This is a genomic window from Kitasatospora sp. NPDC058063, assembly GCF_042885395.1.
GTDB lineage: Bacteria > Actinomycetota > Actinomycetes > Streptomycetales > Streptomycetaceae > Kitasatospora > Kitasatospora lactacystinica.
Genome location: NZ_JBHVSD010000011.1, coordinates 276,667 through 295,483, shown reverse-complemented (window position 1 = coordinate 295,483; position 18,817 = coordinate 276,667). Strand labels below are relative to the sequence as shown.

22 protein-coding genes are annotated in these 18,817 nt (G+C 69.7%); 7 read left to right on the top strand and 15 right to left on the bottom strand.

All coding sequences use genetic code 11. The annotated features are described in order from the left end of the window. Window positions 1–48: 48 nt before the first annotated feature. The 6 genes from ACFVUY_RS21635 to ACFVUY_RS21610 all read right to left on the bottom strand — a co-directional run bounded on the left by ACFVUY_RS21635 (window position 49) and on the right by ACFVUY_RS21610 (window position 5,446). Window positions 49–1,146 (bottom strand): DUF2637 domain-containing protein, encoded by a 1,098-nt coding sequence (locus tag ACFVUY_RS21635; protein ID WP_387732109.1) that lies wholly within the window; start codon window positions 1,144–1,146, stop codon window positions 49–51. A gap of 32 nt (window positions 1,147–1,178) precedes the next feature. Continuing rightward, on the bottom strand, window positions 1,179–1,739 hold the full coding sequence (locus tag ACFVUY_RS21630; RefSeq protein WP_387691183.1) for a WhiB family transcriptional regulator: 561 nt from the start codon (window positions 1,737–1,739) through the stop codon (window positions 1,179–1,181). Window positions 1,740–1,833: 94 nt separating this feature from the next. After that, window positions 1,834–2,535, bottom strand: coding sequence for an ATP-binding protein (locus tag ACFVUY_RS21625; RefSeq protein WP_387732107.1), 702 nt, complete (start codon window positions 2,533–2,535; stop codon window positions 1,834–1,836). After that, entirely contained in the window at window positions 2,535–3,500 is a 966-nt protein-coding gene (locus ACFVUY_RS21620; protein ID WP_387732104.1) for a hypothetical protein, read from the bottom strand. Before ACFVUY_RS21620 ends, ACFVUY_RS21625 begins: the two co-directional genes overlap by 1 nt. Window positions 3,501–3,502: 2 nt before the next feature. Further along, window positions 3,503–3,871, bottom strand: a complete 369-nt coding sequence (locus ACFVUY_RS21615; protein WP_387732102.1) for a hypothetical protein — start codon at window positions 3,869–3,871, stop codon at window positions 3,503–3,505. A 753-nt stretch (window positions 3,872–4,624) separates the two neighbouring features. Beyond that, on the bottom strand, window positions 4,625–5,446 hold the full coding sequence (locus ACFVUY_RS21610) for an IclR family transcriptional regulator C-terminal domain-containing protein (RefSeq protein ID WP_387732099.1): 822 nt from the start codon (window positions 5,444–5,446) through the stop codon (window positions 4,625–4,627). A gap of 297 nt (window positions 5,447–5,743) precedes the next feature. On the opposite strand from ACFVUY_RS21610, the gene ACFVUY_RS21605 reads away from it, so the two are divergent. The 4 genes from ACFVUY_RS21605 (at window position 5,744) to ACFVUY_RS21590 (ending at window position 9,528) form a co-directional block, all read left to right on the top strand. Then, on the top strand, window positions 5,744–6,169 hold the full coding sequence (locus ACFVUY_RS21605) for a helix-turn-helix domain-containing protein (protein ID WP_387732096.1): 426 nt from the start codon (window positions 5,744–5,746) through the stop codon (window positions 6,167–6,169). A 536-nt stretch (window positions 6,170–6,705) separates the two neighbouring features. Beyond that, window positions 6,706–7,065, top strand: coding sequence for an ImmA/IrrE family metallo-endopeptidase (locus tag ACFVUY_RS21600; protein ID WP_387732092.1), 360 nt, complete (start codon window positions 6,706–6,708; stop codon window positions 7,063–7,065). Between the two features lie 19 nt (window positions 7,066–7,084). After that, a complete protein-coding gene (locus tag ACFVUY_RS21595) occupies window positions 7,085–8,332 on the top strand; it encodes an MAB_1171c family putative transporter (protein ID WP_387732090.1) in 1,248 nt (415 codons plus the stop codon). Between the two features lie 8 nt (window positions 8,333–8,340). Continuing rightward, on the top strand, window positions 8,341–9,528 hold the full coding sequence (locus ACFVUY_RS21590; RefSeq protein ID WP_387732088.1) for a cytochrome P450: 1,188 nt from the start codon (window positions 8,341–8,343) through the stop codon (window positions 9,526–9,528). Window positions 9,529–9,679: 151 nt separating this feature from the next. Here ACFVUY_RS21590 and ACFVUY_RS21585 read toward each other — a convergent pair whose 3' ends face one another. Both ACFVUY_RS21585 and ACFVUY_RS21580 read right to left on the bottom strand, forming a co-directional pair. Then, window positions 9,680–10,579, bottom strand: coding sequence for a hypothetical protein (locus ACFVUY_RS21585; protein ID WP_387732085.1), 900 nt, complete (start codon window positions 10,577–10,579; stop codon window positions 9,680–9,682). 216 nt (window positions 10,580–10,795) lie between these two features. Beyond that, window positions 10,796–11,125, bottom strand: coding sequence for a GNAT family N-acetyltransferase (locus ACFVUY_RS21580; RefSeq protein WP_387691239.1), 330 nt, complete (start codon window positions 11,123–11,125; stop codon window positions 10,796–10,798). Between the two features lie 330 nt (window positions 11,126–11,455). Here ACFVUY_RS21580 and gltX point away from each other — a divergent pair, with 330 nt between their 5' ends. Both gltX and ACFVUY_RS21570 read left to right on the top strand, forming a co-directional pair. Continuing rightward, the gene (gene gltX / locus ACFVUY_RS21575) at window positions 11,456–12,817 is read left to right on the top strand and encodes a glutamate--tRNA ligase (RefSeq protein ID WP_387691165.1); all 1,362 of its coding nucleotides are present in this window, start codon (window positions 11,456–11,458) and stop codon (window positions 12,815–12,817) included. Between the two features lie 31 nt (window positions 12,818–12,848). After that, on the top strand, window positions 12,849–13,301 hold the full coding sequence (locus ACFVUY_RS21570) for a Rieske (2Fe-2S) protein (protein WP_387732083.1): 453 nt from the start codon (window positions 12,849–12,851) through the stop codon (window positions 13,299–13,301). A 47-nt stretch (window positions 13,302–13,348) separates the two neighbouring features. On the opposite strand, the gene ACFVUY_RS21565 is transcribed toward ACFVUY_RS21570, so the two are convergent. The 6 genes from ACFVUY_RS21565 to ACFVUY_RS21540 form a co-directional block, all read right to left on the bottom strand. Next, the gene (locus tag ACFVUY_RS21565) at window positions 13,349–14,344 is read right to left on the bottom strand and encodes an iron-containing redox enzyme family protein (RefSeq protein WP_387732081.1); all 996 of its coding nucleotides are present in this window, start codon (window positions 14,342–14,344) and stop codon (window positions 13,349–13,351) included. Next, entirely contained in the window at window positions 14,341–14,646 is a 306-nt protein-coding gene (locus ACFVUY_RS21560) for a hypothetical protein (RefSeq protein WP_387732080.1), read from the bottom strand. The genes ACFVUY_RS21565 and ACFVUY_RS21560 overlap by 4 nt, the downstream gene beginning before the upstream one ends. Before the next feature lie 208 nt (window positions 14,647–14,854). Then, window positions 14,855–15,415 (bottom strand): hemerythrin domain-containing protein, encoded by a 561-nt coding sequence (locus ACFVUY_RS21555; RefSeq protein WP_387732078.1) that lies wholly within the window; start codon window positions 15,413–15,415, stop codon window positions 14,855–14,857. 137 nt (window positions 15,416–15,552) lie between these two features. Next, window positions 15,553–16,125, bottom strand: a complete 573-nt coding sequence (locus tag ACFVUY_RS21550) for a DJ-1/PfpI/YhbO family deglycase/protease (RefSeq protein WP_387732076.1) — start codon at window positions 16,123–16,125, stop codon at window positions 15,553–15,555. A gap of 183 nt (window positions 16,126–16,308) precedes the next feature. Beyond that, window positions 16,309–16,767: an SRPBCC family protein gene (locus tag ACFVUY_RS21545; protein WP_387732074.1), complete on the bottom strand. Its 459-nt coding sequence runs from the start codon at window positions 16,765–16,767 to the stop codon at window positions 16,309–16,311. Between the two features lie 131 nt (window positions 16,768–16,898). Then, window positions 16,899–17,273, bottom strand: a complete 375-nt coding sequence (locus ACFVUY_RS21540; RefSeq protein ID WP_387732071.1) for an STAS domain-containing protein — start codon at window positions 17,271–17,273, stop codon at window positions 16,899–16,901. A gap of 257 nt (window positions 17,274–17,530) precedes the next feature. Here ACFVUY_RS21540 and ACFVUY_RS21535 point away from each other — a divergent pair, with 257 nt between their 5' ends. Further along, window positions 17,531–17,824 carry a helix-turn-helix transcriptional regulator gene (locus ACFVUY_RS21535; protein WP_387732068.1) on the top strand — a complete coding sequence of 98 codons (294 nt, stop codon included), beginning with the start codon at window positions 17,531–17,533 and terminating at the stop codon, window positions 17,822–17,824. An 80-nt stretch (window positions 17,825–17,904) separates the two neighbouring features. On the opposite strand, the gene ACFVUY_RS21530 is transcribed toward ACFVUY_RS21535, so the two are convergent. Then, the gene (locus ACFVUY_RS21530) at window positions 17,905–18,228 is read right to left on the bottom strand and encodes a hypothetical protein (protein WP_387732066.1); all 324 of its coding nucleotides are present in this window, start codon (window positions 18,226–18,228) and stop codon (window positions 17,905–17,907) included. Between the last annotated feature and the right edge of the window lie 589 nt (window positions 18,229–18,817).

Sequence of the window (18,817 nt, the reverse complement as noted above, 5' to 3'; positions counted from 1 at the left end):
AGCTCCGTTGGGTGAGTTGAGAGACGAAAGCGACGGGAGAGCTCGCGGTCACCGGCGCGGTGGCGGTGGCTTATCGGTCCGTAGAGCGGCCAGGATCTCCGGGATCCGGTCGTTCGACACGGTGAGCCCCTGGCTGCGGATTCCATCGCCAACGACCTTGCGGGTGATCCGCCCGGCCTCTGCAGCAGCCCGGCGGCCAGCCTTCAGAAGTTCCGGGTCCAAGTCGTTGCCCGGACCGCCCGGGTGGGCGGACGGACCACCGGGACGCTCGGACGGACCACCCGGACCACCACCCTCGGGAACGCCGGGACCGGCCGACGGACCACCACCCTCCGGAGCACCGGGAGCGGCCGACGGACCACCACCCTCCGGAACGCCGGGAGCGGCCGACGGACCACCACCCTCCGGAACGCCGGGACGGGCCGACGGACCATCACCCGGACCGCCGGAGCTGTCCTGGCTTCGGCGCAGAATACGTGCAGCAAATCGGGCTCGCCACCGCGAGCCCTGACGGTAGGCGGCCAGTTTCTCGTCAACGCTCCTCCGGTCCTCCGTCTGGGTTCCGACCGTGAGTTCCGCTCTGCTTGTGCGGGACGTGGTGAGCGAGGGGGCTTCTCGGTCAGCCACCATCAGTTTGTCGAGCGAGGGCTCGCGTTCGGAGATCGCGTCTCGGCTCAGCAGGACAGTTCCCGGGGACGGGTCCGCAGTCTGGAGGCCGTCACCGAGGCTGTCCTGGGCTGTCTCGTGGCGGGTGACGATGATGCCGAGGTGGACCGCACCGGCGAGCGCGATCGGGGCGATCGTGCTCAAGGACCCGACGGCGAGGTCTCCGAGGTGCAGGTCTCCGAGGTGCAGGTCTCCGAGGGTGCCTGCCGTCTGTTCGTTCAGGCGGATCGCGTGCAGGGCGTTGGCCCAGACGCTGGTGCCGGTGGCGCCGGCGAAGAGGGACCAGGCGTAGGCCCGGGCGGTCCAGGGCGCTTCGCGCAGCAGGACGAGAGCGCGCACTCCGTAGGCGATGAACCCGTCGACGACCACCGGCCACGCGTAGCTGAGGTTTCCTCGGACATGGATCGCCTGAGCCATCTGCTGGAGTGCGTCGTACGAGAGGCCGAAGCCGGTCGCACCGAGCGCCGCGATGGCGGCCATGTCCCATCGGGAAACCTTTGGGCGGCCTTGGGTCACGCGGCCACCGCCAGCGTGGGCACCGTAGTGTTCCGCAACTCTTCTGCGAGGGCGATCTCCTCGCGTCGCATGGACGCCGGGATGACGTCGAGCTGCGTACGGGCCTGGCGCTGGCGCGCGGTGGCGGCCTTGTAGCCGATGCCCAGCAGGGCGGCCCAGGTGTCGCGCGGAATCCCGGCACCGAGAGCGACACGAACCATGGACTTCTTCTCGGCCTCGGTCAGCCGCGGCCGGTGAGTACCGAACAGGGTGGCGCGCACCCGGCCGAGATCGACCTGCCGGCCGTCCCTGAAGGCTACGATCTGGCGGAGCTGTTCTTCGGTCCGGCCTCCGCGGACACCGTCCTGGACCCCGCATTCGATGGCGTCGGTGAGGCACTCGCGGCGCACCGGGCACTGCAGGCAGAGCGTGAGGGCGTCGCGGTGGGCGGCGGTGCGGCGGTCGGCGAAGAAGATGTCGGGGTCCGGGGTCCCGGCGCAGGCGGCCTTGAGGCGCCAACGGGGGCAGCCGCGGTCGAGCTGCTCGTGGGCGGCTTCGAGTTCGGTGATGGTGTTCATTCGGGGGTGTCTCCGTCGCGCCGTGGTGGCAGGCGCGTGGGCAGGGCGTCTCCCGGGGGCGGCTCGGCCAGCCCCGCACGGGATCGCGGGAATGTCAGAAGGGGAGAGGGGCCCAGCGTCGGTCGGGACCCTCGAGGATGGCCTTGTGGCACATCTGGCGCAGGCGGCTGGCGGTGCGGTCGCCGAGCAGGCCAGAGAGTTCGGCCGGGGTGATGTTACTGGTGATGAACGTCGGCAGCTGCTGCTCGTACCGGTGGTTGATCAACCGGTACAACGTCTCCTCGGTGAACTCGCTCGCGCGGCCGGCCCCGAGGTCGTCCAGCAACAGCAGGGGCACACGCTCCAGTTCGCGCATCTCGCGCTCCGGGTCGGCGCCGGGACGCGGACGCATCATCGCGTAGAGAGTCACCGAGGTGATCGCCTGCCAGCGCAGCCGGACGCCCGCGCCGAGCAGCGCCCGGATCGCCCCGTAGGCCTGGTGCGTCTTGCCGGTACCGGTCTCCCCGAGCAGGAGCAGGGAGCGGGCTCGGGCGATGCCAAGCTGTCCTTCCGGGCCTCGACGGGCAGCCTGCTTGACGTGCTCAACCCAGGCGAGGACCTGGGGGTCGTCGGCCACCGCGTCCTGATACAGCGGCGGGATGCGGCTGGCCGCCAGTTCCAGCGCGTCCCGGACCGGCTGCGGCACCGGATGCTGCTCGGGCTGGCCGATCACGGCAGGGTCCACGCCCAGTCGGCTGAATCGCTCCACCAGGCCCTGCAGGCCGGCGCCAACACGGCGAGGATCTCGGCCGGCCATCACAGCTCCCCGGCGTAGGCGGCGGCCCCGGCGGCCGGGTTCGTCCACGCCCGGTACGTGCCTCCCGGACGGGTACCGCGGGAGGTCAACGCCTCCTGCACGAAGGACTCCAGGGCACTGGGGCCCTTGGGGTTCGCCGCGAACAGCCGCAGGCCAGCACGGACCTGTTCCGGCCCGTAGACAGCCAGCAGCGCCTTGATCTCCCGGCCGAGGTGACCGCGGAACCGCTCGCTGGGCTGCTGCGGGCAGGTCCGGACGTACTCGGCCAGCAGGGCACTGGCTCCGGTGGTGTGCGGGTGCATTGCGATGGCCTGCTCAGCCGAAGGCTCCTGCGCCGTGTCGGACTGGGCGGGCGCGGCATAGCCGCCCCCCGGAGGGGTAGATCCAGGATCCGTGATCCTGGATCCGTTCGTGGAGGGTGTCGTGGAGTCCGCGGCACCGGGGTCCTGGTGGTCGAGGTCTCCGCTCTCGGAGTTGCTCCGGCCGGTGGTCTCGGAGGTGTCCGTGGGGCGCGGTTCGGGCTGCTCCTGAGGCTTCGTCCGGCTCCGCTTGACCGGGACCGGAGCGTCGATGTCGGCTTCCTGGGTCTGGTGCAGGGGGCACGGCGCCAGGCGGCTCGCGCTGGGCCTGTCGATTCGCTGGTGTTTGTTGAAGTTGATGACGTGCAGCAGTTCCTCGCCTTGGTCGGCCGGGTTGAGGTACCGGCACACCAGGTCGGCTTCGGCGAGCTGTCGCAGGTCGTCCTCGACACGGTCGGAGGTGTGGACGCCTCCGTCCCAGGAGCGCTTGCGCTTCCAGATCAGGCCGCGGACGATCCCGGCGTCGTCGAGGTGGCGGCCCTTGTCGTCCACGTAGTTGAGCAGGTAGATGAAGGTCCGCTCGGCGGACAGGGAGACCTCGGCGAGCTTCGGGTCGCGGCTCATCTCGGGCTTGTGGGTGCGGATGCGCCCGTCGTGCGTGGCCATGGTCAGTAACCCGCCGTCGCCTGGGCGCCGGCGACGGTGAGGTGGCCGGTGGCCAGGTCGAGGTCATGCTGGAGCTGCCAGTCGCGCTGCGGCTGGTCAACGGCGATCCACCGGGCGACGGCTTCCTCGTGCTGCTGCGGCAGCGGGACGTTGGCGCCGTCGGCGTCGTAGGCCCGGGCCAGCCAGAGATGGTCGGCCTCGGAGACGCTGACGCGCACGACCGTCACGGCCGGCGCGACGGCGCGGACGCTGCTCTCGATCGCCCGGGCGGTGCCCTCGGAGATCCGGGTGGCCCCGCCCAGGACAACGCCAGCGTTGAGACCCGTCTCGGCCCCCTCTGTGCGTGGGGCTGTACCTGGGGTCGCGGACATGTAACACTTCCTCCTGCGCAAGTGGCGCCGGCCGAGCCTCCTACAGCAAGCTGGCGCACTGGTTTTGCCGTGCGAAGAGCACGGGCATCACGTGGCGCCCGGGAGTTCCAGCTCCTGGGCGCCACGTCGCGTTTCGGCCATCGGGTTGCTACGGCAATCTTCAGCCGCGCATATTTCCGTGGCGCAGGAGTTACTCTATGTTTGCCGCCGGGAATTCGTCAACGAATTCGGTGGATCTACGCGGATAGAAATCCGATTTCCCGTCACGCGGGAAATGATCATGGACTCATTGGCCCCATTTCCTGCCGGGCGGGAAATGGACAAATGAAGCGTGGCGCGAGCATGATCAAGAACGGGTCTCATCTGAGCCCCGGCCTCGCGATCCGACTGACCACCGACTAGCGACCAGCCCTTCCGACCTCGCCACCAGTCCGAATGAAAGCCGAGACTCCCAAGGCTCCGAAAGAGCAATCGGCAAGGAGCCTGGGCACCTTGCCGGAAATAAAAAATATGACCGCCTTGCCTGAATCGGCAACTTTCCCCACTCCTACGCCTCGAAAAGGAGAAGGTTCGAGCGGAAAACTCGCGGAAGGCCCGGGACCGCCGAACTCCGGAGCCGTCAGCCGGGCAGTGAATGGGGACCGTGCCCCCAACCCGGCGGACCCCTGCGCGGCCCGCGCCCGGCAGGCGGCGGGCCCGGAGTGGCAGCCACCCCGCGGCCTGGCAGTGCTCATCCGAAATCCCGGCTACCCCTCAGGCCGCGGGAGCAGGGCATGAGGCGTACTCGCTCAGCATCCGGGCCGCACGGCAGGTGTGCCCGATCAGCCGGCCCAGGTCGGACAGCTCACCAGCCGGCTTGGCGAGCACCACGGAGCCGACGGCCACGTCCGCCCACATGACCGGGGCCGCAACTGCTTCCCATCCGGGCACCACCTCCTCGCGTCCGACGGCATACCCGCTGCGCCGGATCTCGACGAGCGACGCTGCGAGGGCTCGGTCGTCCCTCAGGACTCCGGGCGCGGCGTCGTCGGGCAGTTCCTCGTCAAAGACGAGCTGCTGCAGCGGCGCAGGGAGATTCGCGAGGATCACCCTCCCGCTCGCCCCCGTGCGCAGGGACCGCGAGTGTGTGACCAGAGGATGGGCGAAGACTCCGAGTTCGCCCGGGTCCATCTGCCCCCAGGCATAGTCGGTGCACAGCCGCCGCAGGCCGCCGAACGGGGCGAGGGCAAAGAGCAGGGCGGCGGCACCGGTGCGCTCGTGGAGGTCGGCCAAGATCCCCTGGGTCGTCGCGGCGCCCGGCACGTGCGCCATGGCGTGGATGGCCGCCTTGATAATGGTCGGCCCCGGCCGGTACTTACCGCGGCGGACCTGGCCGAAGGCGCCGCCGGGCACGCCCGACTGAAGGATGCGGTGCACGGTGGAGTCCGGCATCCCGGTGGCGGCGGCGAGGTCGAGTACACGCTGGTCGCCGCCGGGCAGCTGCGTGAAGGCGTCCTGGAGGGCGAAGACCCGGGCATGGCTTGAGCGCGCGGGGCGCGCGGAGTCGATGCCGCTGTGCTGGTCCTGGCTCATCATGCAGTTCCTACTCGAAGACGGCTGGTGGCGATGCGGAGGCGCAGGGGCCTTCGCGTGGGCAGTCGAGGAGAACCGTCCGGCCCCAATGGCTGGCCGGCGTGATTCACCCAGCCTCACGGCAGGTGCCCACGAGCGCCCCCATCAGGGCATCGGCACTTTAGTGCCCCTTTTAGCGTGATCAACGTACACCAAAGCGCCCCCCAGAGGGCACTAGATCGCCCCTTGGGATGTGCATCGGCGCACCAGTAGGCACTAAAGTGCCATCCCGGGACGATCTAACACACGGGAGGTGCTGCGATGGCCCAGCAGGCAGACAAGGACCAGAGCGGGCTGCCTCAGATCGCCGTGCGACTGACCTACCTCTTCGAGCACCGCCACCCGCGGAACCGCGGCCCGTACTCCGTCGCCGAGGTCGCCGCCGGCACCGACATCGGCGAGAGCACCATCAAACAGCTCCGCCGAGGCACCAAGGCCAATCCCACGATCAACACCCTTCGAGCCCTCTCCACCTTCTTCGACGTCCCCCCGACCTACTGGGTCAGCGACGAAGACCCCGAGCGGATGTTCGCCCAGCGAGACTTGGCCGCCGCCATGAAGGACTCCGGGATCCAGTCGATCGCACTGCGCAGCCAAGGCCTCAGCGCGAAGAACATGGGGCGCATCCTGGACATGCTCGACATGGCCAGGGAGTCCGAGGGCCTGCCGCCCATCCCCCCCGCATGAGAATCCCGACACCCCTCATGCTGTTTATTTTTGAACTGCATCTATGCGCGTAGATGCATTGGCGGGCAAAATATGCCCCCCCAGCACCGTCAATCCACGATTGAGATGCAGGTCACTCTCGGCTTGCGACGCCCGTGGATATCTTCACTTTCGGTGATGGGCCAACCGCCCCGCCGACCCCGCCATCCAGAAACAGCGCGGATGGTCGGTTTGTGGCGGGCGCACTCCGTAGCGATCGGTAAGCCCACCCTAACCACTTTCGGCGCCACTTGATCACAGACATCAAGATCAACTGGGAAACGATCTTCGACTCTCTGTTTACGATCATCCAGCTACCACGGCAAGGGCTCCCCGTGCCGTACCGACAGTGGATTCCTTGATCTTTTTTGGGAGGGATCGTGCATGCCAGTTCACTGCGGGATGCCTGTGAAAAACGCCTCGGGCGCCTGTCTCTGCCTCACCGGTTCGGCGAGGCGGAGCTGATCGCTGCGGTCGCCACAGCAGTCGGACGGAAGATCGTCTGCGAGGCCATCGACATGAGAGGCACTTTTTCCTGCGGACTGCGGAAGAGGTACGCCGACCGCGAGGTCATCTATTACGAGAAGAATGCTTCGCCACTTCACCAGCGGCAGATCATCGCCCACGAACTCGCTCACATCGTCTGCGACCACAAGGGCGAACTCGACCTCACCGACGTCATGTCGGACGACGACCTCGCCGACCTGATGGACTGGAGCGTCCTCGGGGTCTCCGCTCGCACCTCATATGAGACCGAGGAGGAAGTCGAGGCCGAGACGACGGCCACCCTGATGCTTCAGCTCATGTACCGCGGGGCCGTACTGCCCGCTTCCCGCCCCAGCGCAGCCGATGAGCGCTGGGACGCGCTCTTCGCCTGATTTGCAAGGAACTCACCAAATGATCAGCGCCATCTTCGGTGGCATGCCCCTGCTGCTGCTCGCCGCGTCGTTCTATTGGGCGTTCAAACGACGCCCGGGCAGGCGTCCCCCCGGCACCCTGAGCCTGTCCGCCCTTCTCGCGTGCTTCGCCGTAGCCTTCAGCGCGTACCAACCATCGGTCCGGGCCCTGGCAGACTCCGCCGTGGCGCTCGACTTCCCCCGGCTCGTGAGCAACTCCGCGACCCTGTCGGCGGCAGCCAGCGTCTCCGCGCTCCTCGTCTACCTCAACTACTCCGCTGCCGACGCTCGTCGCCGAGTTCGCCAGCGGGTGCGGCTCCTGGCCCTGGCCGTCGCGATCATGGCTGCAGCCTTCGCGATCACCCCTTCCAGCATGGTGTGGAGCGCCGTCGAGCAGCGGGGCGGGCTCAGGACGCTGCCCACGTCCCTGCACGTCTACTCCGTGGCATACATCGCCTACCTCGGATACGCGGTCTACGACTGCCTCACCCAGACATGGAGGCGCTCCAAGGCCTCGACCCGCGCCAGCCAGCGAATCGGCCTGCGCATGACGGCCCTGGGCTGTCTCTTCGCCCTCGCCTACGCCGCCTACAAGACCTTCAACACCGTTGCGGCCCTGTTCGATTGGGAAGTGCTTCCCGACGGATCCCGGTGCACGAGCCTGGTCACGCCGGTGGACTGCGGGTTCACCGTCACCGCGCCGGCCGTCAGCGTTCTGCTCATCACGATCGGCCTGACCCTCCCGGCCGTCCTGTGGCCGGTGACCCAGTTCCTTCGCCGCCGTTGGGAACGGAAGACAGCCGCCGATCTGTTGCCGCTGTGGCATGACCTGACCGAGGTCTCCCCCAGCGTCGTTCTGAAGACGATCGGCGGGTCCGCCGAGTCCGACCTCGTCCTGCACCGCAGGGTCGTCGAGGTCTGCGACGGCATCCTCGATCTGGACGCCCACCGGTCCCGTGCGGTCGAGCAGCTGGCCGCCGACGCCGTCGCCCACCGAGGGCAGAGCGGTACCGAGACCGGTGCCGCCATCGTCGAGGCCGCGATCCTCGCCGCGGCAATCGAGGCCGCCCGCGCCGGCGCCCAGCCCCAGGACGACCCGGCTCCGCAGGCGACCGGCGAGTCCGTCCGGGCAGGAAGCCTTCGTGCCGAGGCTCTGTGGCTACGCTCGGTCTCCCAGCAGTACATGGCCAACGACATCGTCCGCGCCGCTGTGGCCGCCCAGCGGCGGACGGCATTTGAAGCGGCATAGGATCGCCCATGGTTTCCTCCCCCTTCACCGACCCGGCGTTTCTCGCTGACCGCTACCCCACCTACGCCGCCCTGCGCGCAACCTCCCCGGTCCTGCAGGTGCCATTGGGCAGCGGTGCCACCGCCGCCACCGTCGTCACCGGCTACGACGCCGCGAGGCAGGCGTTCACCGCCCCGGTGCTGTCAAAGGACACCGAGGCCTACTTCGCCGGCAGGCCGTCCGGCCGGTCCCTGCATCCGGCGGTCGCCCGCACCATGCTCAGCGTCGACCCGCCGGAGCACACCCGGCTCCGGCGGCTGGTGACCAGAGCGTTCACCCCGGCCAGGGCCGCCGACCTTCGCCCCTACATCCGCTCCCTCGCCGAGCAGCTCATCGGGCTATGGGAACCCGGTAGCGAGGTCGACCTCGTCGAGGAGCTGGCCGGCCCGTTGCCGGTCGCCGTCATCTGCCAACTCCTCGGTGTCCCCCCGGTCGACCGCACCTCGGTTCGCTCCTGGTCAACCGCCCTGTTCGCCAGCGGCGACCACCAGCGAATCGACGACGCCTCCCACGCCTTGGCCAACTACTTGGCGGAGCTGATCGGCAGCAAGCGCGCCCGCCCGGACCACTCGCTGCTCTCCGACCTGACCGCGGTCCACGAGGACGACGCCGGCCGCCTCAGCGAGGACGAGCTGCTTTCCCTCGCCGTGCTGCTGCTGGTCGCCGGACATGAGACCACCACTGCGGCCATCGGCAACGCCGTACTCGCGCTGCTCCAGCACCCTGCCGAGCTGGAGCGCCTGCGAGCCAGCCCGCGCCGCATCCGGGGCGCCGTCGACGAGCTGCTCCGGTACGACTCCCCGGTCAGCATCGCGACGTGGCGGTGGGCACCCGACGAGGTGGACCTCGACGGCACCGCCGTGCCCGCCGGCAGCCCGGTCTTCGTGTGCCCGGGAGCGGCCAACCGCGACCCCTCCCGATTCGCCGACCCCGACCGACTTGACCTCGGCCGTGCGGATGCCTCCGCCCACCTCGCCTTCGGCCACGGGATCCACCGCTGCCTCGGCGCCCCGCTCGCCCGTGCCGAGGTCGAGATCGTGCTCGGCGTCCTCCTGGAGCACGCCCCGAACCTTCAGCTGGCCATCCCCGCCGACCAACTCGTTTGGCGGCGGTCTCGGCTGGTCCGCGGCCTCGAAGCCCTGCCGGTGCAGCTGTAGGCGCGGCCGGGTAAGTGCCCCGGCAACCGGCCGCACCCGGCTCCCGACAGCCCACCCTGCCCGTCGACGGCCCACGTGCCCCGACAGCCGCCGAACACGCCCTGCCCTGCCCTGTGGCCTGCCGAGCGCGGCCGAGCGGCGTCGGCAGGGGTCAACGACCCATCGCTGCCCTGACCTTCGCCATCCCCCGAGCCGTCACCTCGGCACCGCGATTCGCGCCGTCCCGCCGAGGAGACGCACCCCGGCACAGGCCGGGACGGGACACCGGGTCGCGGCACTCGTCGCACTCGTGCATCCGGCTAGCCGTTCTGGTGCGCTCTGCCGGCGCCGGACGCATCGGCAGCTTGCGCAGCAACCGGCTCCGGACCACGCCGACCGGCGAGTGGATCGTCTGCGGCAGGCCGGACAGCAGCGCGGCTGCCAGCTCAGCCGGACCACTGCCCACCGCGAGCCACTCCGCCACCAGCGGCGCCAGTTCCACCATCTCCGCCTCGCCCAGGCGCAGACGCCGCTGGCCGTTCAGCGCCTGCTGCAGGGTGTGCGCCGCCACCCGCAGCGGGCCGTCCAGGTTCTCGACCGAGATTCCCTCATGCCCTCCCGCGGCCTCCGGCCGAGGCTCGGCGGACTCCTTCGGTGGGACTGCCGCACCGGGGAGGGAGGGTTCTTTGACCAGGTTCTTTACACAATGGGCGCCAGCATCTCCGGAGCTCGAAGGACCGGACGCCGGATGGGGCACACTCGGCTCCGCCTGCAGGTTTACCGCCTCCAGCAGCTCCCGGGCCTCCCGCAGGCCGGGTATCTGCGGGGTGTCGTAGACGTGGGCCTCGCTGCGGATCGTGCCGTCGGGCATCCGGTTCCTCTCGACCCGGTAGTACCCGGCCTCGATCAGCTCCCGGAGGGCCTTGCGCACCGCCGCGCGGCTGTCGGTGCTGGAGTCCGCGATCTGCCGGGCGTCCTCGCGCCAGCGCTCGGGGCGGGACAGAAGATCGGCGAGAAGGCCACGTGCGGCAAGGCTCAGCCGCCGGTCCTGCAGGACCGCGTTGGGCAGCACGGTGAAGTTTCGCGCGTGGGCGCTACGATGTACGAGCATCGGGAGTGACAGCTCCTCTTGCCAGGCCCCCGACACATGGTGTGACAGCACCGTCGGGGGTTTCTGTGTTCGATTGGGACCACGGAACGTAGCACAGGATGCCGCTGATAGCTGCGAATCGCCGTGAGCGATGTCCATCACAGATAACGGTGTTGCGGCGTAACAACCTTGGCAGCCTCAGATACCGTCATGGCCTCGCCCAGCTCCTGGTCCGAAGAGCCTCATGGAGCGAGTGTTCGTCTCGAAGCCGAGCGAATGGTACAGCCGTGCGCCGTCCGTGCTTGTGTTGAGGCTGACCAGCCCACAGCCCTGGTCCCAGAACCAGGCGAGGAGGCTGGCCGTGACAGCTCCACCGTTCCCCTTGCGACGGTGACCCTGTGTCGTCAGGACAAGATGCACGTACCCGGTCCGGCCGCTGTACGTCGGCCCGGGGGGCGCTCGGTAGATGCTCCCTAGTGCGGCGGAGACGAGGTGGCCGGCTGGCCCGTCCACGATGAATCCGGCCATGTCCTCGGTGCGGGTGAGCCCGTCCGTCAGGTAGGCGGTGAGATCCTCGAACCATCGGCCTGCCGGAGGCGCCTTGATCATCTCCGCACGGAAGCGGGCTATCGACAGCGCATCCCTGCCTGTCGCTCTCCGTACGTCCACATCGACTGGTCCTTCGATCGGGTGGCCTTCCGATACGCCTTTGGACGCCCGGGACGCCGTCCCTGTCCACTGTCAGGTCAACATCGATCACCGTGAACGGCAACTCGAACCCACCCACGCCGCTACCGTATTCGCATGACTGTTGCCTCTTCGTCTGTCCGCGTCCGCTTCGCTCCGAGTCCTACCGGCATGTTCCACGTCGGTGGCGCCCGCTCAGCGCTGTACAACTGGGCGACGGCACGACAGCGCGGCGGCAAGTTCGTCCTGCGGATCGAAGACACTGACGCGGCGCGCAACCGCGAGGAGTGGACCGACGGGATCATCAGCGCGCTCGCGTCCATCGGCATCTCGAAGGCGGACCCGGCGTTCGAAGGCCCCTACTTCCAGTCCGAGAACGAGTCCCGGCACCGCGGGGCCGCCGCCGAGCTGTACGAGGCCGGCCTCGCGTACTACTGCGACTGCACGCGCGAGCAGGTGACCGAGCGCACCGGTTCCCAGCAGCTCGGCTACGACGGGTTCTGCCGCCAACGGGGCCTGGGCTTCGAGGCCGGCCGGGCCCTTCGGTTCCGCACGCCGGATGAGGGGGTCACCGTGGTGGTCGACCTGATCCGCGGCAACCCGGAATTCCCCAACGCGGCGATCGAGGACTTCGTGATCGCCAGGGGCGACGGCAGCCCGGTGTTCCTGCTGGCCAACGTGGTCGACGACCTCGACGAGGGGATCACCCAGGTGATCCGCGGTGAGGAACACCTCTCGAACACCCCCAAGCAGCAGCTGCTGTGGGCAGCCCTGGGCGCCGAGCCGCCGGTGTGGGCGCACCTGCCGGTCATCGTGAACGAGAAGCGGCAGAAGCTCTCCAAGCGGCGCGACAAGGTGGCGCTGGAGGACTACCTGGCCGAGGGCTACCTGCCGGAGGCGATGGTCAACTACCTGATGCTGCTGGGCTGGGGGCCGAAGGACGACGTCGAGATCCGTCCGTACACCGAGCTGGAAGAGCTGTTCCGGGTGGAGGACGTGAACGGCTCCTCGGCGTTCTTCGACGTGAAAAAGCTGGCCTCGTTCAACGGGGAGTACCTGCGGGCTCTGCCGGTGGACGGGTTCGTGGCGGCGTGCGCGCCGTGGCTGTCCGCGCCTCGGGCTCCGTGGCCGGCGGAGGCGTTCGACCCGGCGCAGTTCGCCGCTGTGGCCGAACAGGCGCAGACGCGGATCTCGATGCTGTCGGAGATCACCGCGTACGTCGACTTTCTGTTCCTGGACGAGCCGGTGCGCGACGAGGCATCGTGGGCGAAGGCGATGAAGGAGGGGTCGGCGGACCTCCTTCGGGAGGCGCGGCGCCGCTTGGCCGAGACTCAGTGGGACGCGGCCTCGCTCAAGGCGGTTCTGGAGGAGACGGCGGCCGTCTTCGGTTTGAAGCTGGGCAAGGCCCAGGCGCCTGTCCGGGTGGCGGTGACCGGGCGGACGGTGGGCCTGCCGCTGTTCGAGTCGCTGGAGGTGCTCGGTCGCGAGCGGAGCCTGGTGCGCCTGGACAAGGCGCTGGCCGAGCTGGTCTGAGCTTGACTCTGTCGGGGATCTTGGAGGTCCGGTGTGCCCGCCTGATCAACCGACATGTTCAAAACTCCGCAGTCTCCTTGACGTTCATGAACTGCTGGGCCACGAGCCCTCCTCCGCGATAGCCGACGGCAGCGGAGAGTTTCCCGATGCACACCGGTTTGGCGAGGCCGAAAGCCTCGCCCTCGGCCCCGTCGAGGACTTCCCGGACGGGAAGCCCGTACGGGCGACGGCCGGCGAACTGGCCGTGGTCGTGGTCCGCGAGGGCGAGCACTGCCACGCACTGGCCGAGCACTGCGCCCACCTGTCCGGGCCGCTGTCCGAGGGCACCCTCGTGGAGGGCTGCCTGCGCTGCCCGTGGCACGGCAGCACGTTCCGGCTCCGGGACGGCGAAGTCGTGCACGGCCCGGCCACCGCACCCCAGCCGGTGCTGGAGACCCGGGTGCTCTCCGGGCACCTGGAGATCCGGCTCCCCGCGGCCGACTGACCGTCCTTCCGGGCCGGAGCGCGCACACGGTCCCTGGCGGTCCCGGCTCAGCCCGTACCTTCCGGCAGCGGGGAGCGCAGCGAGTTGCCTCCGACCCGCCAGTGGCCGAGCAGGTGGTCCGCGAAGCGTCCGTCGACCACCCCGGCCGCAGCGACACCGAACGCCACGTCCCGGGCGAACTCCGGCTCAGCGGCTACCAGTTCCTCGATGACCCCGCGACGCACCAACTGCTCGTGGACGGCATCCGCCTCGATGTGCTCGCGGTAGAAGAGCGTGCCGTCCGGGCCGCCGCCGAGCCGTTCCAGCGCCGCAGCCAGCCGGGCGGAGCCGGGCGATGAGGTGACCTCCACGGTGGCGAAGTGCCCGACGGCCGCGCCGCGCAGCGCCCGGTGCAGGCCGAAGAGCGTCATCAGGTTGACCACAGCCAGGGTCGGCGCCGGCACGAGGTCCAGGTAGCCCCCGTAGCCGGAGTCGAGGCCGAATGCCGCCATCATCCGGGCGAACAACAGGGCGTGGGCCCGTTCCGGCCGTCCGGCGCCGTACTCGTCGTAGAGGATCGTCATCAGCACCGCCTGTGCGGGCCCGTGGATCCTCGGCAGCATCCACAGCTGCGGGTCCGCCTCCTTGAGGTGGTAGACCGACCGGTGCACCAGGTACTCACGAGCGTGCCGGCGCTCACCCTCGGCGAGCAGGAAGTGCGAGGGTCCGGTACCGTCGGGCGGCTCCGCGAGCAGTGTTTCCAGCGCCTCCCGCAAGGGCGGCACAGGCTCCGCCTCCGCGCGCACCACGGCCAGGAACGGGTGCTCCAACTCTCCTCGGAATCGTAGAATTTCACTATCCCACTCCCAGCCGTCCGACACCCCGGGCAGCCCCCGGCCGTGGAGTTCGTAGCACAGGTGCAGGGCCAGCTGATGGTCCTCGCCCCACGGCTCGTCGAACGGGCCGGGCGGCGTGAGCTGACGGCCGGCACCGGGCGGTCCGGAGGTGAGCAGGGCGAGCACCGCCGCCGAAAGCGGACCGCGCGGCGCGGGCAGCACGCTCATTCTTCCTCCCGGCGGCCGTCGGCACAGGCACAGAGCACCGCGAAGGCGATGGTCAGGGTCAGGGCCCAGCAGCCCGTGAAGATCCACAGAAACGGTGCCTCGGACGTTCTCAGGCCTGCCGCGAGCAGGGCAAACGACAGCAGCGCAAGTGCCAGGACGATCCTTGGCCGCACGCCGCGCAACACGTCCCAAGCCCGGCCGCGCAGACAGAGCCCGAGGAGGCGCAGCCGCAGCTGCAGAACGTGGTCACCACGCAGCACGCGCTCGATCCCGCGCAGTTCCACCCGCTCACGCCCGTCCATTCGTCCGTCTCCTCACAACGCCGTCCCCCGAGATCCGCCGCTGCGGCTACCCCGGATCGGCGGCCGCTAACGCCCCGGCCCCATCCGGAGCCGGACGGCCGGCAGGCAGCTGTCGGCGGGATTGCGCCCGCCGAGGCAGCCGCCTGGGGTTCCTTGCGGTGAAGGAGGGCCCGTGCGGCCTTCGCGGTGTCCTCGGGCCCTCAAGGGGTCAGTGCGGACCACCCGAAGTCAGGAAGTCCCGCATCCGCTCGGAGGCCGAGCGCTCGGGGGGCGGCAGGCGGTCCGCCGGACGTGCGGTGGGCGGCTCGTGACGGGGCCGGCCGGTCGAGGACTCCTTGGTCTCCCGTGCCCTGACCGCGAGGTCGCAGAGTTCGGCCTCGCTCGCGACTGCCCTCACGGCCGGGAAGAGCCGCGCCTCCTCCTCGCCGGCATGCCGGGTGACCTCCTCGACCAGCCGGGCGACCAGCCGGTCGAAGCGGGGCGAGGTGACGTGGGTCGGGCGGAGCTCCTCCAACAACGCCTCCACCGCCCGATGGTCGGCGAGTTCGCGTTCCACCACGACCGGCCCGTCGGGCAGCCGGTCGCGGGCGAGCGGATAGAGGTGCTGCTCCTCCGCCCGGGTGTGGCGAACCAGTTGATCGATCACGAGGTCGGCCAGGTCCTTGCGCTGCGGGTCCCCACTGGGTATGCCGCTGAGTTCGCTGAAGTGGACCAGCACGGACCGGTGGTCGGCGGTCAGCTGCTCCAGCAGGTCTTCGTCGTGGTACACGGCAGATGCTCCGTTCTGCGTCCTTGCCGGGTGCGGCGGCCGGCTCGCCGCCGGTGCGGCGAAGGCCCGTCTCCATGGCGGACTTCCGCCGCCCTGCGTGTCCCCGGGATCCCCGGAGCCAAACGGTCGTCCGTGACTCAGTGCACGTCGGCGGCCCCGACCTGGGTGCGCAGCGCGGTGTCGATGCCCCGGAGGAAGTGTTCGAGGTCGCCGGGGTTGCGTGAAGTCACCAGCCGCCAGTTGTCGGCGTCGTCCGTGACCAGCGGTTCGTCGGTCCAGGTGGCGCCGGCGTTGGCCAGGTCGGTGCGCAGGGACGGGTAGGACGTGAGCTGCTTGCCGTAGGCCACGCCCGCTTCGGCCAGCAGCCACGGGCCGTGGCAGATGGCGGCGACGGGCCGTCCGGCGGTGGTGAAGGCGAGCACCGTGTCGACGGCCGCCTGATGAAGTCTGAGGGTGTCCGCATTGATGGTGCCGCCCGGGATGAGCAGCAGGTCGTAGCCGGCGGCGTCGATCTCGTCGAGGGTGAGCGTCGGTTGGACCGTCTCGCCTGGATCCTTGTCCCCGACCAGGGTGCGGATCTCGTTCCGTTCGGGGGCGGCGATGTCGACGTGGACGCCGTTCTCGCGCAGGTGCCGTACGGGCACGAGCAGTTCGTCCTGTTCGACGCCGTAGTTCGTCACGATCGCCAGGACCTTGCCGTGCTGGGTCATGTCTCCTCCTGGTCGGCGGGATTCCTCGGTCGGGTGCGCGAACGCGTACCCCGAGCACGGCGGGTACCCGCCGCACGCCGGCCATACCGGGCCGATCGTTCCTGATCCGGCATGGCCGCGGACGTCGACCGGCCGCCGAGGGGTGTCCCTGGCGGCCGGTGGCGCGGACGGTCGACAGCGGATTCAGCCCGGACTGATCCGGCCGCGCCAACCGCCTTCCTCCCTGCCGCGTTCCTCGATGTACTCCTTGAACCGCTTCAGGTCCCCCTTCACGCGGCGGTCGACCATTCCCGTGACGTCGGCGGTCTTCTCCACCATGCCCTCGGGCCGGAAGTCGATGGCCATGGCGACCCGGGTGTGCCCCTGGTCGATCTGTTGGAAGCTCACCACGCCCTTCTGGTGCACCTCGCCGTCCACGGTCCGCCAGGCGATCCGCTCGTCGGGCTTCTGGTCGACGATCTCGGTGTCGAACTCGCGGGTGACACCGCCGATGCTGGTCCGCCAGTGGTTGTGGCGGTCGTCCAGTTGGGTCACCGAGTCGACGCCCTCCATGAAGCGCGGGAACTCCTCGAACTGCGTCCACTGGTTGTAGGCGGTGTGCAGGGGCACGGCCACGTCCACGGACTCCTTCACCATGCTCATCCGAAACTCCTCTCACGGTTAGGCCAGGGCCGTCCCGGCCGTACCGTGCGCCTGCCCCTTCGGTACCGGCCCAACCATCTGTCCCGGTGGTCGCCCGTCGGAACGCGGGCACGGACGACGGCGGACAGTGGTCACCGCGGGGCGGGGTACGCCGTGTGCGGCAGTCGGTGTCGAAGGGCGTCCTCGACGGTGGCATGGACGGGGAACAGCCCAGCGGTGTCGGTGAGTTCCAGGACCCGCAGCGTCCGCCTGGACGGAGCGACGAGCACCAGCCGGACACCGTCCGCCAACGCGCGCCGACGGGCACCGAGAAGCAGGTTGAGTCCAGTGGAGGTGAACAGTTCCACACCCGCCAGGTCGACCGCGAGCAGGACGGGACGCCGCCCGAGTGCGGCGGTGAGTGCCCGGGCCGCGACGAGCTCGCTGTCCAGGATCATGTCGCCGATGAACGCGCACACGAGGACATCACCGACCTGGACGGTCTCCGACGTCAGACAGGGCAGCACCGTCCACTTTTCGGGCCGGGGTTCAACGGCACGGACACGCCGACGCCGCCCTCGGCGATGTCCCGCTCCGGTCGTACGGAGGCGATGTGTTCCAAGTCCCGCCACAGATCCAGGGCCTGTTCGCGAAGGCCCGCCGCGGTGCGTTCGCCGGCTTCGCGGCTCCTCCACTCTTCGCCCGTCCGCCAGACATGTCAACCATTGCACGAATCCACTGTCATGCTTCGGTGGCCGTGAAACAGCGGTCCTATCGTGGAGGAATGGACAACAGCACGACGACCGCGCACCAATGGACCTTCCTGACCAACCACGCCCGCGTGCTGGTCCAGATTGCCCGTGACCCGGGCATCCGCGTGCGTGACATCGCCGCCAGCTGCCTGCTCACCGAACGCGCCGTCCAACGCATCATCGTCGACCTCGAACAGGCTGGGTACCTCACCCACGAGCGTCGCGGCCGCTCCAACCACTACAGCGTCATCACCAGCAAGCAGCTGCGTCACCCTGCCGACGCCGGCCCCACCATCGCCGAGCTCCTCGCCACCCTCCTGCGCTGAGGCCGCCCGGCGCCTCGAATCCACGCAACCACGAAGAGTAGCCGGACCTGATCCCGGCGGGGCAGGACGTCAGGCCGCGGTCAGCGACTGATCGGCGCGAAGCCGAGAATCCAGCCCAGGGCATGGGCCGCTCCCTCCGCGCGGGCTCGCTCGGGACCCGGGCGGTCACGGTCGCGCCAGAGCTCGATCGCCGCACGCTCCTCCACCGCGAGGTCGACATCGGCCGGAGGGCCATCCAGGACGCGGCCTGTCACCGGCGCCGGCCCCACGGGATCCAGCGCCCACCGGTAGACCGCGAGGCCCCCGGCGTCCGCCACAGCCACCGCCCCCGCACAGCGCCTGGCCAGTTCGTCCGCGCTCGCGGCAACCTGCGCACGCGGACGAACCGCGATGAACGTCTCCACCGGTTCACCGGACACTGTGCCACCTCGGGAGGACGGGGCCCCGGCGCCTGGCACCGGCCGGCCCACGATAGATCGGGTGCGCACCACCCTGCCCCGTTCCCCACCAGTACGCACCGCGGCACTCCGGTCCGCTGCCCCACCCGGACGACACCGCGTCCACCGGCCACTCGGGACGTGCCAACGGGTATCGGGCACCACGTTCCCCTCACACCGTTTGAGCGCCGGCTCGACGATCCCCGCCCGGTGCTCCGGCGCCCGTTTGACGCCCGTGCGGCGGCACCCGCAGGAGCACGGCGTACCCCGGAGACCCCGTACGCGCCCAGGGGTGGAGGCCGTCCAGGCCGCGAAGCATTGCTGGGCCGCTCGACGTCTGGGTCGGCTGTCCGCACAGTCCGCACGAGGGCTGCGGCTGCCGGATGCCGTCTCCCACGTTGGTGACGGCGGCCGACCGGGTGCTCAGCGCTCCGTCCGCACGGGTCACCCTGATCTGCTCCACCGACACTGCTCTCGCCGCCGGCGGTCACCCGATCCGCGTCAACGAACGGACGGCCGAGGCCGGTTGCCCGCCCTGTCCACCCTCACTACCCAC